Annotated in this window: 12 protein-coding genes; 9 read left to right on the top strand and 3 right to left on the bottom strand. The window is 50.0% G+C overall.

Features of this window, described 5'->3' with window-relative positions; genetic code table 11:
* Positions 1 to 79: 79 nt before the first annotated feature.
* The gene (locus tag K7P01_RS17565; protein WP_267295406.1) at positions 80 to 1,111 is read right to left on the bottom strand and encodes a helix-turn-helix domain-containing protein; all 1,032 of its coding nucleotides are present in this window, start codon (positions 1,109 to 1,111) and stop codon (positions 80 to 82) included.
* Positions 1,112 to 1,475: 364 nt separating this feature from the next.
* Here K7P01_RS17565 and K7P01_RS17560 point away from each other — a divergent pair, with 364 nt between their 5' ends.
* The 4 genes from K7P01_RS17560 (at position 1,476) to K7P01_RS17545 (ending at position 4,341) form a co-directional block, all read left to right on the top strand.
* Complete coding sequence (locus K7P01_RS17560) at positions 1,476 to 1,904, top strand: EthD family reductase (RefSeq protein WP_267295405.1); 429 nt, start codon at positions 1,476 to 1,478, stop codon at positions 1,902 to 1,904.
* Positions 1,905 to 1,967: 63 nt separating this feature from the next.
* A complete protein-coding gene (locus tag K7P01_RS17555) occupies positions 1,968 to 3,218 on the top strand; it encodes an RNA polymerase sigma factor (protein WP_267295403.1) in 1,251 nt (416 codons plus the stop codon).
* Positions 3,219 to 3,324: 106 nt separating this feature from the next.
* Positions 3,325 to 3,933: a dihydrofolate reductase family protein gene (locus K7P01_RS17550; protein ID WP_267295401.1), complete on the top strand. Its 609-nt coding sequence runs from the start codon at positions 3,325 to 3,327 to the stop codon at positions 3,931 to 3,933.
* A gap of 12 nt (positions 3,934 to 3,945) precedes the next feature.
* Positions 3,946 to 4,341: a YciI family protein gene (locus tag K7P01_RS17545; RefSeq protein ID WP_267295399.1), complete on the top strand. Its 396-nt coding sequence runs from the start codon at positions 3,946 to 3,948 to the stop codon at positions 4,339 to 4,341.
* A gap of 218 nt (positions 4,342 to 4,559) precedes the next feature.
* On the opposite strand, the gene K7P01_RS17540 is transcribed toward K7P01_RS17545, so the two are convergent.
* Positions 4,560 to 5,138 (bottom strand): RNA polymerase sigma-70 factor, encoded by a 579-nt coding sequence (locus K7P01_RS17540; protein WP_267295397.1) that lies wholly within the window; start codon positions 5,136 to 5,138, stop codon positions 4,560 to 4,562.
* A gap of 133 nt (positions 5,139 to 5,271) precedes the next feature.
* Here K7P01_RS17540 and K7P01_RS17535 point away from each other — a divergent pair, with 133 nt between their 5' ends.
* The 5 genes from K7P01_RS17535 to K7P01_RS17515 all read left to right on the top strand — a co-directional run bounded on the left by K7P01_RS17535 (position 5,272) and on the right by K7P01_RS17515 (position 14,168).
* Positions 5,272 to 6,294 (top strand): FecR family protein, encoded by a 1,023-nt coding sequence (locus K7P01_RS17535; RefSeq protein WP_267295395.1) that lies wholly within the window; start codon positions 5,272 to 5,274, stop codon positions 6,292 to 6,294.
* 156 nt (positions 6,295 to 6,450) lie between these two features.
* A complete protein-coding gene (locus tag K7P01_RS17530) occupies positions 6,451 to 9,888 on the top strand; it encodes a TonB-dependent receptor (protein WP_267295393.1) in 3,438 nt (1,145 codons plus the stop codon).
* A 10-nt stretch (positions 9,889 to 9,898) separates the two neighbouring features.
* On the top strand, positions 9,899 to 11,794 hold the full coding sequence (locus tag K7P01_RS17525) for a RagB/SusD family nutrient uptake outer membrane protein (RefSeq protein WP_267295392.1): 1,896 nt from the start codon (positions 9,899 to 9,901) through the stop codon (positions 11,792 to 11,794).
* Positions 11,795 to 11,831: 37 nt separating this feature from the next.
* On the top strand, positions 11,832 to 13,022 hold the full coding sequence (locus K7P01_RS17520; protein WP_267295390.1) for a DUF5000 domain-containing lipoprotein: 1,191 nt from the start codon (positions 11,832 to 11,834) through the stop codon (positions 13,020 to 13,022).
* A gap of 15 nt (positions 13,023 to 13,037) precedes the next feature.
* The gene (locus K7P01_RS17515; RefSeq protein ID WP_267295388.1) at positions 13,038 to 14,168 is read left to right on the top strand and encodes a DUF4998 domain-containing protein; all 1,131 of its coding nucleotides are present in this window, start codon (positions 13,038 to 13,040) and stop codon (positions 14,166 to 14,168) included.
* A 130-nt stretch (positions 14,169 to 14,298) separates the two neighbouring features.
* On the opposite strand, the gene K7P01_RS17510 is transcribed toward K7P01_RS17515, so the two are convergent.
* A complete protein-coding gene (locus K7P01_RS17510) occupies positions 14,299 to 15,351 on the bottom strand; it encodes an alpha/beta hydrolase (protein ID WP_267295386.1) in 1,053 nt (350 codons plus the stop codon).
* Positions 15,352 to 15,382 lie beyond the last annotated feature (31 nt).

Below are 15,382 nucleotides of genomic sequence, written 5' to 3'. Positions count from 1 at the left end.
AGTTAAGGCTGGGGCAGGATCTATCAAGTAACGTTATAACCTCTGACTGAAGTGTAAATCCGGTAGCGAAAATGGGTATTTACAATCTCCTAAGAGACCTACGGAAAGCTGACGGTGTGGTGGATGTGAATTTTTTGAACGCGCTGTTAAAAACCGAAAGGCTGTTAAACCCGCTCTCAAAAGCTATGGTTGCGATCTTCTGATGATCATACGCGGGGTTTTCAAACAGTGCTTTAGCATCACTGATCCGATGGCTGTTGATAAAATCCGGGAAATTAAGGCCTGCTTTTCTGTTAATCGTTTCGGAAAGCAGATTCGACGTGACCATCAGCTTGCCGGCAAGTTTGGGTAATGTCAAGCCGGGATCACGGGAGAGCTGGCCCTGAGATAACAATTGTTGCAACTGCGAATAACAAACATCGATCTGCGCTTGGGTATAGGAAGAGCTTTGGTATTTCGCTTCGCGCGTAAAAATAGAACTCTCCTTTAAAGCGAGGAAACTCAGAAAACAAATCACCAGGGTAAACAGTACGGGGGAAGCGATATAGGGAACAATCCCGAATACGAAATTTCCAAGATAACCGAACCACACAACCGTCACGCCTGACATCAGGCTGATGAACCAAAGACGCTGAATCTTGGAAAGACAACTTTGATGTTTTATTATCAGGTGCACGCAGAAAGGCAAATACACCAGCATCGACAAAAGAGAAATTGTATAGCCATTCTGGTTCATCCAGAAATAGTCGGTGAGAAACGGGCTTAGCAGCAGCGCAATAACACAAGGAACTAACTGGATAAAATCACGGCGCCAGGAAAACCGATACTCTTTGTTTACAAATGCGTTCAGATAGAGCCATAGCAGGGGCATGATGGCGAGGTTAGTGCCAAACCCAAAGTTCATCAGCACGTTAGGGATTACATGGCCGTCCGAAAAATAGTATCCGACTGATTTGAATATCCTGATCGCGAAAGCGATTAACAGCAGCGCCAGTAATACATTGGCGATCGTGCGCCCTTTGCGAACAGTGAAAAGGTAAACTCCAAAAAAAATACTTTGAAAAGCGCCAATACAGCTGGTGACCAAAAGCATTTCGAATGACATCTTCATAAGGTTCTAAATTAAGCACTTCCGCCTTACAACTGTAGGCATCATAATAGAAAAACGGCGCGTCACAGGAATGGTTTGTGCTTTTCGACAGGCGAAAAGACGCATTCGCCATTGTAGGTCATCAACATTACCAACATGACCCAACCGTATTTTTGAATTTTCCAAAAGCCGTACAGGCCAATTGGCAACAGTATGAACGGCACCAGGAATGGCAACTCAAATCTATTTCAGGATGATCCATGCCGGAACATGGCTTCATCGAAAAATATCGTTTTGTAAATATATGCCTTGTTCGGATATTGGGATACGAAGTTTCAAACTGAAACCTTATCGACTCAAATTCAACAATTTAAAACACACACTCATGAAATTCAGACTTATCATATCGCTTTTACTGCTAACCGCATGTTTTGCTGCATTGGGTCAAGAAAAGCAATCCCGTAAAGCTGAAAAGCATAATTCGGCCGTTGCAGAAAAAGGATTGATCAAAGTATCCGTCATGTACCCCTTTGCAGAAGGCAAGACTTTCAATATGGAGTATTATGAAACTAAACATATGCCTATGGTTGCGGGTTTTCTAGGATCAAATTTGATAAAATACACCATTGAAAAAGGCGTTGCTAGCGGCATTCCCAACCAACCATTGCCATATATGGCAATCGGAACATTTTATGTAAAGAGCCTTAGTGATTATCAGGCGGCAATTGGCCCTAACAGGGATGCAATAAGGGCCGACTTTCCGAATTACACCAATATTGCTCCGGTAATTTTGGTTAGTGAAGTGATACGGTAATTTCACAGATACTTCGTCCCAGTTGCAATTCAGTTGAGACTGTCTAGGGCGAACAAACGACCAATGCAAAATTCTTCGGAGCACATTTTTCAACTTGTAGGTGATATCTATCGCAACAAGTCGCGTTCAGTGTTTGCCACACTGATCCGCCTGCTCAAAGACTTTGACCTTGCCGAAGACGCCATGCATGATGCTTTTAAGGCAGCACTTGAACAATGGGGCGAAAAAGGTGTCCCTTCGAATCCGCTGGCATGGCTCGTTTCCACAGGTCGGTTTAAAGCAATCGATCGAATCCGGCGCGAATCAAAATTCGACCCGTTGCAGAAACAGCAAGTCGGGCAAATGGAGGCTGATACTATCGATCCTTCCAACGTGGTGGACAGAGCGATCGAAGATGATGTGCTTCGGCTAATCTTCACTTGCTGTCACCCCGCGCTGTCGCTCGATGCACGCACAGCCATGACCATGCGTGAGGTTTGTAACCTGACCACCGAAGCGATCGCGAATGCGTTTCTTATTACGCCGTCTACCATGGCCCAACGAATTGTTCGCGCCAAGGCCCAAATTCGTGAGGCAAAAATACCGTTTGAGGTACCGCCGGAACATGACTTGCCAGACCGGCTCGGAGCTGTGCTCCAGGTGATTTACCTGGTATTTAACGAAGGCTATTACGCCTCATCCGGCGAATCGGTAACCCGCGTTGACCTTTCAAGCGAAGCGATCCGGCTCGGGCGCCTGCTGCACATTTTGCTGCCTGATCCTGAGGTTACAGGATTGCTTGGCCTTATGCTGCTGCACGAATCTCGCCGACCGGCCCGCACTTCACCAACGGGAGATCTTATTCTTTTGGAAGACCAGGATCGATCGCGTTGGAATCGCGATATGATTGACGAGGGGTTGACGCTGGTAGAGCGGGCATTTTTATCCACACCACCAGGTCCCTATACGCTACAAGCGGCCATCGCGGCCCTACATGCCGAAGCGACGCACCCCGATGCTACGGACTGGAGACAAATTACCGGGCTATATAGCCTGTTGCTACGCATAAACCCCTCTCCTATCATTGAATTAAACCGTGCTATCGCCATGGCCATGCACAAGGGTCCTGAGGCAGGGTTGCGGCAGATCGATGCGATTCTGGAGCGCGGTGACTTAACCAGCTATCATCTGGCACACTCCGCACGGGCGGAACTGTGCCGCAAAACGGGCCGTACAGACCAGGCCAGGGTATCATGGGAACGTGCTCTGGCCCTGGCACAACAAGCCCCGGAACGGCGGTTTATCGAACGAAAGCTTAGCGAACTGGGAACGTAAGTCCCGGACGTGTAAAAAAAACTCAAATTTGTTTGTCGATTTTGTCGTCAGCCATTCGACTACCGAATGAAAACAAAATTAGATCACCATAAAACAATAATGGATCATGGCTGAAAACAAAAAGAACATCGAAAAAGACAACCAAATGAGAAAACTAGTATTATTCATGCATATATCCCTCGATGGGTTTGCAGCAGACCCAGACCACGGACTAGATTTTCTTACCTATGACAAAGAGCTGGAGCAATACGCCGATGAATTGGTTAAGACAGTAGGTTCACCTGTATATGGACGAACCACCTACCAGTTGATGGAGAGCTATTGGCCAACCGTTTTGAAAAAAGCTGATGCCAACAAGCATGCGCTGGAACATGCCCAATGGGTTGAAAACGTACCTAAAATTGTGTTTTCAAAAACCCTGACCGATGTAACCTGGAACAATACCCGACTCATAAAAGACAATATTGCCGAAGAAGTGAAAAAACTGAAACAACAGCCCGGAAAAGACCTGGCCATCTTTGGTAGTCCCGGCCTGGCGACCAGTCTGATGAACCTGGGGTTAATAGACGAGTACAAACTCACCGTACACCCCATTATACTGGGCAGCGGAATCAGTGCATTCACCAACAACACCCTGAAGAGCAAATTAAAATTAGTCGACTCAAAAACCCTGACATCAGGCGTTGTTACGCTGCACTATACAACCCACCACTAAACAAGAATCACTATGAAATACATTTGTCTCGGCTATATGAATGAAGAAGTTTGGGCCACGCTATCGGAAAGCGAACGGAACACATTTATGGACGAGTGTTTTAGCTACGATAAAGAGCTTCGGGAAAATGGTCACTTTGCCGGCGGCGAAGGCTTGCAGGAAGCCAGGAATGCCGCCACATTAAAATGGCAAAGTGGCAAGGTTTCTGTAACCGACGGCCCCTTCGTCGAATCTAAAGAACAAATCGGCGGCATCATGATCCTGGAAGCCACCGATCTGAATCACGCCATCCGCCTGCTGTCAAAGCACCCCTCGCTCCGGTTGGGGCGCGGTAGCAGTAGTTGGGAAATCCGGCCGGCCGTCGACCTGACAGCCTTTATGGAAGAAAGCAACCGGCGAAGGTCATAGCACTCAGAAGCTGTCACGGAATTAGTTTGTCCGATCCATGATGTGCGAAGCTTTGATCGAAAGCTTCGCACTTCTTATGATAGAAGATATACGATGCCCCAAAATAATATAGCTGCGTATATAAAACGGGAGCACCTTTTAACGGATAGTAATAGGTGGTATGCCGCGTCGGAAAGTAATCCGGCAAAAGTGGCTGATCGGAAGGCAGGCTAATGTTTTTAGAGATGAAACGCAACCAATAGCAACAACGTAAAATCCTTGAGCGCCAGCCGCATGACCTTGAGCGATTTGGTCAGATGATACTGGATCGCCTTCTCAGACAGATTGAGTCGTTCAGCGATCTCCCGGTTGGAAACACCCTCCAAACGGCTGAGGCGAAACACGCTTCTGGATTTCTCCGGCAGTGTCTCCACGCAGGTCTCCACTGCCTGCATCAATTCGTTGAATTCCACCTCGCGGCGTGTGGACTCTTCCTGCTGTGGAATAAACGCCTTGTAATAATCCCAGTATTTTTTTCGCACCAACTGCGACTCGATGTAATTGATCGATTTATTCCGGAGACAGGTGAAGATGAATGCGTCGACATTGCTGATGGACAAGGTGGTGCGTTTATCCCAGAGGGTGGTAAAAAGATCCTGTACGATCTCTTCCGTGACGGGCTGTGAGCGTATTTTGGAATACGCGATGTTATACGCCTTTTTCCAATAGCGGCGGACAAATTCAGAGAAGGCCTGTGCGTCATCATTTCGTATGGCGCTCAGGAGTTGCTCATCAGTATAGGTCTCGCATGCGTTCAACAGAACAGTTTTAGGTTAATACAATGTTACCATACCTGGTTTAAAAAACCAAGCTTCGATTGCACAACCGTTTGATTTTACATTTTTTTCAAAAAGAGTTTAGGAATTGCCGCGGGTTGCCTGTCTACCAGTTATGACGCAAGAAGAATTCCGTTACTTATTAAAGCGATACGAGACCGGGGTTGCCACCCCTGCCGAGCGTGAGCTGGTCGAGCAATGGTACGACACCATAGGCCGGGGTGAGCCTACGCACATGAGCTACGATGAGGAACAAGCCTTGGAAAAGCAATTTCGGGCGCACGTCGATCAATATATAGCTACTACCGCAAAAAGCGGGAAGCAGCGCTTTCTGGGCTTCTGGCAGGCTGCCGCCATCGCCGCCAGTCTTTTACTGCTGTGTGTATTTCTCGCCTATTTCTATTCACCGGGATCGATACCAGAGCAGCTAACAACCATACCCGTGCGTTCGGCCGAAGATGCTGATGAACTGGTGACCGTGGCCGCCACCGAAGTACACCGTGTGCAGCTTGCCGACGGTAGTACGGTAACGCTCCAGCCAGGCAGTACACTAAGCTATGACGCACACAACTATAACGATACCCGGCGGGAAGTCTTTCTGCAAGGCGAAGGCTTCTTTGACGTGGCGCGCGATGCGCAAAAACCCTTTTATGTATTTACAGGCGAGGTGGCTACCAGGGTACTGGGTACTTCCTTTTCAGTAAAGACCGCCGGCCCCAAGGGGGAGATTGTTGTAGCGGTCAACACCGGGCGCGTAGCGGTTGCCACAAGACACCGCGAACTGTTCGGGCTGAAAGCCTCCTATCAACAGGAAGCCGTACTGACACCCAACCAACAGGCGGTTTTTAATATTGATAAAAAAGTGCTTTCCACGGGTCTGGTCGATGCGCCGCAGGTGATCTCTCCGGAGACAACGCCCGAACAAATGGCGTTCGACGATGTGGCACTCGCGGAGATACTGGAAGATATGGAGCAGGCGTATCAGATCGATATCGTGTTCGACCCCGAGCGAATCAGCGCCTGCTTTGTCACCGCCAAATTTGACAGGGAAAACCTCTTTGAACGTCTTGACGTCATCTGCAAGGCCGCCGGAGCACATTACGTCGTGTCGGGCGCTCAGATTATCATATCCAAATAAAATGCCTTAGCCTATGCACATCGTGTAAGCCACCAGATATAAAAAAATGAAGCTGCTGATGATTGCACCATCAGCAGCTCGTTGTACCCGCCAGCATCCCAGGGATGCAGGACAGATTTGTTTTTGCCTTTTGTCAACAAAAACCTCGGTTAAGATATGAAAAAACCTATACCTATTCACGATGCACTATTTAAAATCATGCGAATCACGGTAGTACAGATCATACTCGCCGCCGTATGTTCCGTCTCCAGCTACGGCTTCGAATCGTTCAGCCAGGGTGTGTTGGACAATACGATCTCCCTGGAGGTCGAAGACATGGACATCAAAACCATTCTCAATGAAATTGAGAAGAAAGTGCCTGTCAAGTTCGCTTACCGCCGGCGATTGTTTGAAGACCGGGACCACATCTCGGTTTCGTTTCAGAACGCTCCCCTGCGCGACGTACTCAACCAGCTGGCGGGAACCAACGTGAGCTATGAGGTCGTGGGAGATCAGATCATCTTTGCCCCCACAACAGCACACATCGATATAGGCGTGCCCAAGGCGCTGACCGGTATCATTACAGACGAGACCGACGCACCCATGCCCGGTGTGAGCGTATTGGTAAAAGGTACGAATATCGGCACCACGACAAATGTAGAGGGTGAATTTGTGCTGGAAGCAACGGATACCGACGTACTGATCATCACCTTCATCGGGTATATAAAACAGGAAATCTCCGTTGGCGCGCAGACCCGTATGCGGGTACGACTGATACCCGACGTTCAATCGCTGGGAGAAGTAGTAGTCGTTGCCTTTGGCGAACAGAAAAAGCAGGATGTAATCGGTTCGGTAACCACTATCAAGCCTTCAGAACTGAAAGTACCGTCCAGTAACCTGACGACAGCCCTCGCCGGCCGCGTGGCCGGTGTTATCGCCTACCAACGTAGCGGCGAGCCCGGCCAGGACAATGCCGACTTCTTCATCCGCGGCGTTACATCGTTTGGATATAAAAAGGATCCGCTTATCCTGATTGATGGGGTGGAGCTCACCACCCAGGACCTGGCGCGGTTGCAGCCCGACGATATCGAAAGTTTTTCTATTTTGAAAGACGCCACCGCCTCAGCCCTCTACGGCACCCGTGCCGCCAATGGTGTGATCCTCGTAAAGACCAAAGAGGGTAAAACAGGCACACCCATCGTTAAGCTCCGACTGGAGAATTCGATCTCCACCCCCACACGCAATGTGGAGCTGGCCGACCCGGTAACTTATATGAGGCTGCAAAACGAGGCTGTACTCACCAGAGACCCACTGCAGCCCCTGCCCTATTCGCAAGATCAGATCGACAATACCGTACCGGGCTCAGGCTCCATGATCTATCCTGCTACGGACTGGCGTAAAGAGCTAATGAAAAACTACACCATGAATCAGCGCGCCAACCTGAACGTGAGCGGTGGTGGACCTGCAGCACGCTACTATGTGGCCGGCGCATTTACGCAGGATAACGGCATTCTAAAAGTGGACAAGCGAAACAACTTCAACAGCAACATCAAACTGCAAACCTACTCCCTGCGCTCGAATGTAAATGTAAACCTGTCCAGGAGTACAGAGCTGATTATACGGCTAAGCGGCGCCTTTGACGAATACAAGGGACCGGTATATGGGGGCGCTGATATGTATAGAAGGGTCATGCGGGCCAACCCCGTGCGGTTCCCCGCCTACTACCCAAAAGACGACGAACACATGCACGTGAAGCACATCCTGTTCGGAAACTACGATGCAGGAAACTATACGAACCCTTACGCCGACCTGGTGAGAGGCTATAAGGAGTTTTCACGGTCTAACATGATCGCCCAATTCGAGATCAAGCAAGACCTGTCATCGCTCATCAAAGGATTAACCTTCAACACCATGGCGAATACATCACGCTATACCTATTTCGATGTGAATCGCTTTTACAATCCCTTCTGGTATCAGATGCAGAATTATGACACCCGATCGGGAGAGTACAACATAGGTGTAATCAATCCCAATGGCGGCACGGAATACCTGGGTTACTTTGAAGGCCCCAAAACCGTCAACTCGGTGCTTTACCTTCAATCCACGTTGAACTACACCCACCAGTTCGGCGAGAAACATAACGTAAATGGACTGCTGGTATACATTATGCGCGAGGCCCAAAACGCCAACGCCGGCGATCTGCAGGCCTCACTGCCCTTCCGAAATCTGGGACTGTCAGGGAGAGCTACCTATTCGTATGACAACCGCTACTTCACCGAATTCAACTTTGGTTATAATGGTACCGAGCGTTTTTATAGCTCAAAACGTTTTGGATTTTTCCCTTCGGCCGGCGTGGCCTGGACTGCGTCTAACGAAAAGTTCTTCGAACCGCTCAGACGAACCATCAACAACCTGCGATTCCGCGCCACGTATGGCCTGGTGGGTAACGATGCGATCGGCAATGAAAGAGATCGCTTCCTATACCTCTCCAACGTCAATATGGACGCTGCCAACCGTGCCGCCACCTTCGGTAGAGATTTCACCTACACCCGCAACGGCATTTCCGTTTCGCGTTACTCCGACCCTACTATCACCTGGGAAACAGCCCATAAAGCGAACTACGCGGTAGAGATCGGTCTGTTTGAAAACGTGAACATCATAGCGGAATACTACACGGAGAAACGCAATAATATACTAATGACCCGTATGGGCACGCCGGCCACGATGGGCCTGGAGTCGCAGCCTCAGGCCAACGTGGGTAAGGCCGAAGCCAGTGGTGTCGACCTTTCGCTTGATATGAGCCGTAACTTCCGCAGAGATTTCTGGGTTCAGGGCCGGGTGAATTTCACCTACGCCACCAGTAAATACACGGCCTATGAAGAGCCTCTCTACGAAAATGAACCCTGGAAATCGCATGTGGGCTATCCGCTTTCTCAGCAGTGGGGACTCATTGCCGAACGTCTTTTTGTAGACGACTATGAGGCATCCAACTCACCGAAGCAAAACTTTGGTGAATACGGCGGCGGTGACATCAAGTTCAGAGATGTGAACGGTGACGGACAAATCACGAACCTCGATCAAGTACCGATCGGATTTCCCGACCGACCGGAGATCGTGTACGGCTTCGGCTTCTCTGTGGGGTATAAGCGGTTCGACTTCTCCACCTTCTTCCAGGGCCTGGGGCGTGAGACGTTCTGGATAGATGCGGGCGCTACGGCTCCCTTCATCGACTACGATCCGAATGACGTCTACGGAGAAGTGGGAAATACGCAACTGCTGAAAGCGTATGCGGATGACCACTGGTCAGAAGAGAACAGAAACCTGTACGCCCTCTGGCCCCGCCTGAGCCCTACGCTGAGCGGCAACAACACGCAGCGGAGCACCTGGTTTATGCGCAATGGTGCCTTCCTGAGGTTGAAACAGGTGGAGCTCGGGTATACAGTTTCTGACGAAAAGCTCAGCAAACTGAGATTAAAGAACCTGCGCCTATACGTTAACGCCACCAACCTTCTATGTTGGTCGCAGTTCAAGCTCTGGGATATCGAAATGGCCGGAAATGGCCTTGGTTATCCCGTACAGCGCGTAGTCAACATGGGTCTGAATGTGACATTTTAATCTACCCGGAATGAAAATCTTAAAAACATTAATCATCGCTTCTCTCCTGGTCGTTTCCACTTCCTGTAGTGACTTCCTGGACATTGTGCCGGACAACATTGCCACGATAGACAACGCCTTCGCCATGCGCGCCACGGCGGAGAAGTATCTGTTTACCTGCTACTCATATATGCCCCAGCATGCCAGTCTTTCCGCCAACCCTGGCTTTATATCGGCAGACGAATTCTGGTTCAGACAAAACTTTACCGATTTTGCCTCGCCCGGCCGGCAGATTGCCCTGGGGAATCAGAACGTGGTGGATCCTTTTCTGAACTATTGGCAAGGCGAAAGAGAAGGCAGGGACACCTTCGAAGGAATCCGGCAGTGCAATATCTTTATTGAAGGCGTCGCGACAGTACCGGATTTGACCGAAGAAGAACGCAACCGGTGGACAGCAGAAGTCAAATTTCTGAAAGCATACTATCACTTCTGGTTGTTCAGAATGTATGGACCCATTCCGCTGATCAAGGAAAATCTGCCCGTATCCGTACCCACCGAAGACGTGAAAGCAACAAGAGCAACAGTAGATGAATCTGTGGCGTACATCGTAAGCCTGCTGGACGAAGCCGCTGCATACCTGCCCGACCGGATCATTGACGAAACGTCAGAGCTTGGCCGCATCACCAAGCCCATCGCTCTATCCATCAAGGCTCTTGTACTCGTAACTGCGGCGAGCCCCTTGTTCAACGGCAATGACGATTACAGTCAGTTTACAAACAAAGATGGAACACGGCTGTTCCCTGCCCAGGATGCCACCAAGTGGACAGCCGCTGTCGATGCTTGTTCAGAAGCAATACAGCTTTGCGAAGCCATGGGCAACAGACTGTATTATTACAGCCAGAGCGTACAGCAATATTCCGTCTCTGATACGATACGTACACAAATGAATATCCGCAACGCCGTTACCGCCAAATGGAGCGCGGAGGTGATCTGGGCCAATACCACCAGCCGGGCTGAAACCATTCAGCGACAGGCTACACCCCGCGGCCTCGATCCCTCCAGAAAATCCAATACCGACGCGCGTGGCAACCTGGCTGTACCCATCAAGATGGTGGAAATGTTCTACACCGGGAACGGCGTACCAATTACCGAAGATAAGAACTGGAGCTACGACACCCGGTTCGATCTGAGAGCTGCCACGGTAGACGACCGCTTTTATGTAAAGCAAGACTATACCACGGCCCAGATGCATTTCAACCGCGAGCCGCGCTTCTATGCCTCGCTGGGATTCGATGGCGCTGTATGGTATGGACACGGCAAATACAATGACAAAGATCCCTGGATCATTCAAGCCAAGAAGACACAAGTACATAATTATGCGACACAGGATTCTTATTCGGTAACGGGCTACTGGCCCAAAAAACTGGTCAACATCGCCAGCCTGATCAACGACAGCGGCTACACGCTGGAGGTATATCCCTGGCCGGTAATGCGCCTGGCCGATCTGTACTTATTATACGCGGAAGCCTTGAACGAAGCCGGGAGGGGCGCAGAGGCTATCCCCTATCTCGACCGGATACGCGAAAGAGGCGGACTGCCCGGCGTGATCGACGCGTGGACCAACCATGCCAAAGATCCCAACAAACCCAATGACCAGGAAGGGCTACGCAAGATCATTCAACAAGAAAGAACCATCGAGCTGATGTTCGAAGGACAGCGTTTCTGGGATTTACGCCGATGGAAAACAGCCATAGTCGAGTTGAACAAACCGATAACGGGATGGGACATCGAGCAGGAAACCGCAGAGAACTATTATCGCGAGAAGCATCTCTACAAGCAGGTGTTCAGAACGCGCGATTATCTGTGGCCGATCAAAGAGAATGAGCTGCTCACCAACCGCAAAGTAGTTCAAACCTATGGGTGGTGATCATGCGCCGGATGTCGTACTCTAAAATGACCAAGCAATGAAATTTTTTAAGAACATATTGACCTACGCGTGTCTGCTGCTCGCAACAGCCTGCAGCGACGAACGATTGATCTCGCCCCTGAACGGCAACGACGGCGCCCCGGGTCCTGTAACCGTTACGAATATAGAAAGTCTTGCAGGGGGTGCTAAAATCACCTACAACCTGCCCGACAGCGAAAACCTGCTATACGTAAAGGCAATCTTTACTGTCCGCGAAGGGCTCACGCGCGAAGTGAAATCTTCCTTTTATGTCAATAACCTGACGGTCGAGGGGTTTCCAAGCTCCGACGACTACCAGGTGACGTTGTACGCCGTCAGCCGGGGCGAAAAAATGTCAGCGCCGGTAACCGTGAGCGTCAGCCCGCTTACGCCCCCTGTTCAAGAGGTCTTTCAAACCCTGACTATCAAGGAAACTTACGGTGGCCTTAGCCTCTCCTTTCAGAACAGCGGCGAAGCGGCGGTGTCCATTACCGTAATAACCCCCAGCGAGAATGGTGAAGTACGCCCCGTAGAAACCTTCTACAGCAAATCCAAAGCGGCCACTTTTTATTCACGGGGCTTCGAGCCTGAAGCACGTACATTCGGTGTCTATGTCAAAGATCGCTGGGGCAATGTCTCCGACACCATCACCCGGGAGCTGACGCCCATCTACGAAGAGCTGCTGAACAAGAAGAATTTTCAGGCGCTCAAAACACTGGGCGGCGATAACACCACGCCACACTTCACACAATGGGGTATGGAAAAGATGTGGGATGACGCGTGGAACAACCGGGATAATATATTCCAGACCGTTATTGGCAGTGGCATCCCCAGCAGCTTTACGATCAACCTGGGTGTAAAAGCCCACCTGAGTCGCTACAAATTATATCACCGGGCGGGTGAAAATATTTACTCGGGCGCCGCGGTAAAGATTTGGGAGGTCTGGGGTAGTAATGAGCCCGACAAAGATGGCGGATGGGTAAACTGGACCAAGATTACGGACTGCACTTCCTTTAAGCCTTCTGATGCTGCTTTGGGTACGTATACCAATGAAGATGTGCAGTATGGCATTATCAACGGCGAAGACTTCAACTTTCCCGACAATCTGCCCGCGTATCAGTACCTCCGGTTTAAGATCACACAAACCTGGGGGCAAACCGATTACCTCCACATATCTGAATTAACCTTCTGGGGCCAGGTCTCCCAATAATTAAACCACAACGTCATGAACCGTCATATACTCATTTTTATCCTACCGGTAATCATTGTATGGATCGCCTCGTGTGGGGAAATGGACGAGCACTATAGAGAATTCCTGAAAGGTGGCGAGAAAATATATCCCGCGAAGGCAGACTCCGCCAAGGTACATCCTGGCAGACACCGCCTGCAGCTAACCTGGCTCGTCCTGGCCGATCCGAAAGTAAAACGTGCCAAGGTATACTGGAACAACCGGAAAGACTCGATCGCAGTAGAAATCGAAAAGACCTCGTCTGTCGATACCGTAAAAGTGATGCTGAACAATCTCGATGAAACATCGTATGTATTCGAGATCATCACCTACGATGACCAGGGTCACGCCTCCATGGTGACAGAAGTCGTTGGAAGCGCCTATGGGGATGACTACGAAAAGTCGCTCCTTCTCCGGCCGATACTCGAAGCAACCACATGGGAAAATCGCGGTACCGCGCGTTTCGGCACGACCGGCCCAGAGGCCATCGGCACCCAATTTGAATACGAAGATGAATACGGCGTCCCTCAAGCCTTGTTTGTGCCTGTCGAAGAGCTCAGGGCCAGGATGCCCAGCTTCAAAGAAGGAAGCACGATGCGGCACAGAACTGTTTTTAAACCCAGTAAACTAGCCATAGACTCATTCTACACCAAGTGGCAGACGATTACGCCCGCGATACGCCCTGAAAAAATACCCTACCCTAAAGGCGTATGGAGCGTGATCGGTTTTAGCTCGGAAGAACCCTCTAACGACAGACTCGCAGCAAGGATTATCGACGGGAATAATAAAACCTGGTGGATCGCACGTTATTCCACCAACGCCACATCGTATGCACAGGGGCATTGGGTAACGATCGACATGAAGTCAGCACACGATGTAGACGGCTTCGTGATACTGCAGAAGGAAGGCGACCGGAAAATCAAAGTGCTGGAGCTGCTCAGCAGCAATGACAATGAGAACTGGGAAAGCCTGGGGAATTTCAACCTTCCCAACACACAAGGCGTGGAGTTGTATTTCGATCTGCCGGCCAGAAAGTCATTCCGGTATTTCCAATTAAAGCCCATATCCGGTCATGATGCCAACCAACAACCCGGACTGGCCGAGATCTCCACATTCCATATCGAATAATAAACTTTAGATCGTCACAAATCGCTTCGATCGTTTTATTACGCATATTGTCGGACCAAAAAGTTCGCACCAACAAAAAAAGGATAACCCGTTACCGGGTTATCCTTCTTATTGGCTGCCCAATACGCCATTACTGACAATATTGGCCACGCTCATTCGTGCTCGCGCCGCAAGAAAACTCGTATTTGCCCTGGGGATACTGAGGCACCGGGTTATCAGTTACTTCCAGTGGTGACATGGCCACGCCCTGGTACGATGGCATTGTTACCTGCTCTGTAGAGCCGTTGCCCAGGGCCACGTTCTTTGCGGCCGCGTTGTTGTGGAAGCTATAGTCTATCAGGGCATCCAGCAAGCGGTAAACACCATAGTAGTCGTAAGCGTCGTACGCAGAACGCGAGTTAGGCAATACGTGGTCGGCAATATAGGTATACCCCCCTATCACGCTTTTGCGGATCAGAATAAAATCTTTTTCCGCGTCGGGTATGTTGTTGTGCTCGAACAAATCAATGGCCAGGCGATGATCGTTGGTATCATCATCATCGTAGATTTGCGATATCAGCTTGGTGTTGGCCGGAAACTCCATGAGCTCCTGATCGGTGATCTGGAAAGAGTACCATTGCGCCATGGCAAAGATAAAGCGCCCGTTCTCGCCCCAGCCCCTATCGATAAAACCACGGTGTGCCAGTGCGAACGACGCTCCGCCACCGAAGGAATGTCCCATGAACCCAACCTGTGTCGTATCAATAATAGCGGGGTACTTGCTTACAGCCTCGCTGAAGCTTTCCCACAAGGTACTGTAACGCTCATCGATAGAAGCACCAAACGTTGGATAAGGGGCGAATACCACTGTGTAGCCTTTTTTGGCAATGAACTCGAACAGACCGATGTTATATTCGCTCTCTTCACCACCGTAAGGATGTGAATAGAAGATGGTGGGCCGCGGCCCCGTCATGTCTTGAGGATAAAAGATGTCTACCTTCTTACCTGCATACAGCGGGCTTGCAAAACTAACCTTTGCAGCCGTGTGCGTACCATCAGCACCATATCCCGACTGCGGCCGCGAGATGGGCCCGGCAAGATCGTCGTCGATATAGGGATCGGCGGTTGTCGTAGGGTCATCATTATTTTGACAGCTGGTGAGTGAGGTTAATAGCAGCAGGATGGAAAGCGTAAATATGCGCATGTTAATTCTGTTTGCCTGTTGGACAACCCCG

Source organism: Parachryseolinea silvisoli, from assembly GCF_021190955.1.
Taxonomy (GTDB): Bacteria; Bacteroidota; Bacteroidia; order Cytophagales; family Cyclobacteriaceae; genus Ohtaekwangia; species Ohtaekwangia silvisoli.
This window is presented reverse-complemented; position numbering and strand designations above follow the sequence as displayed.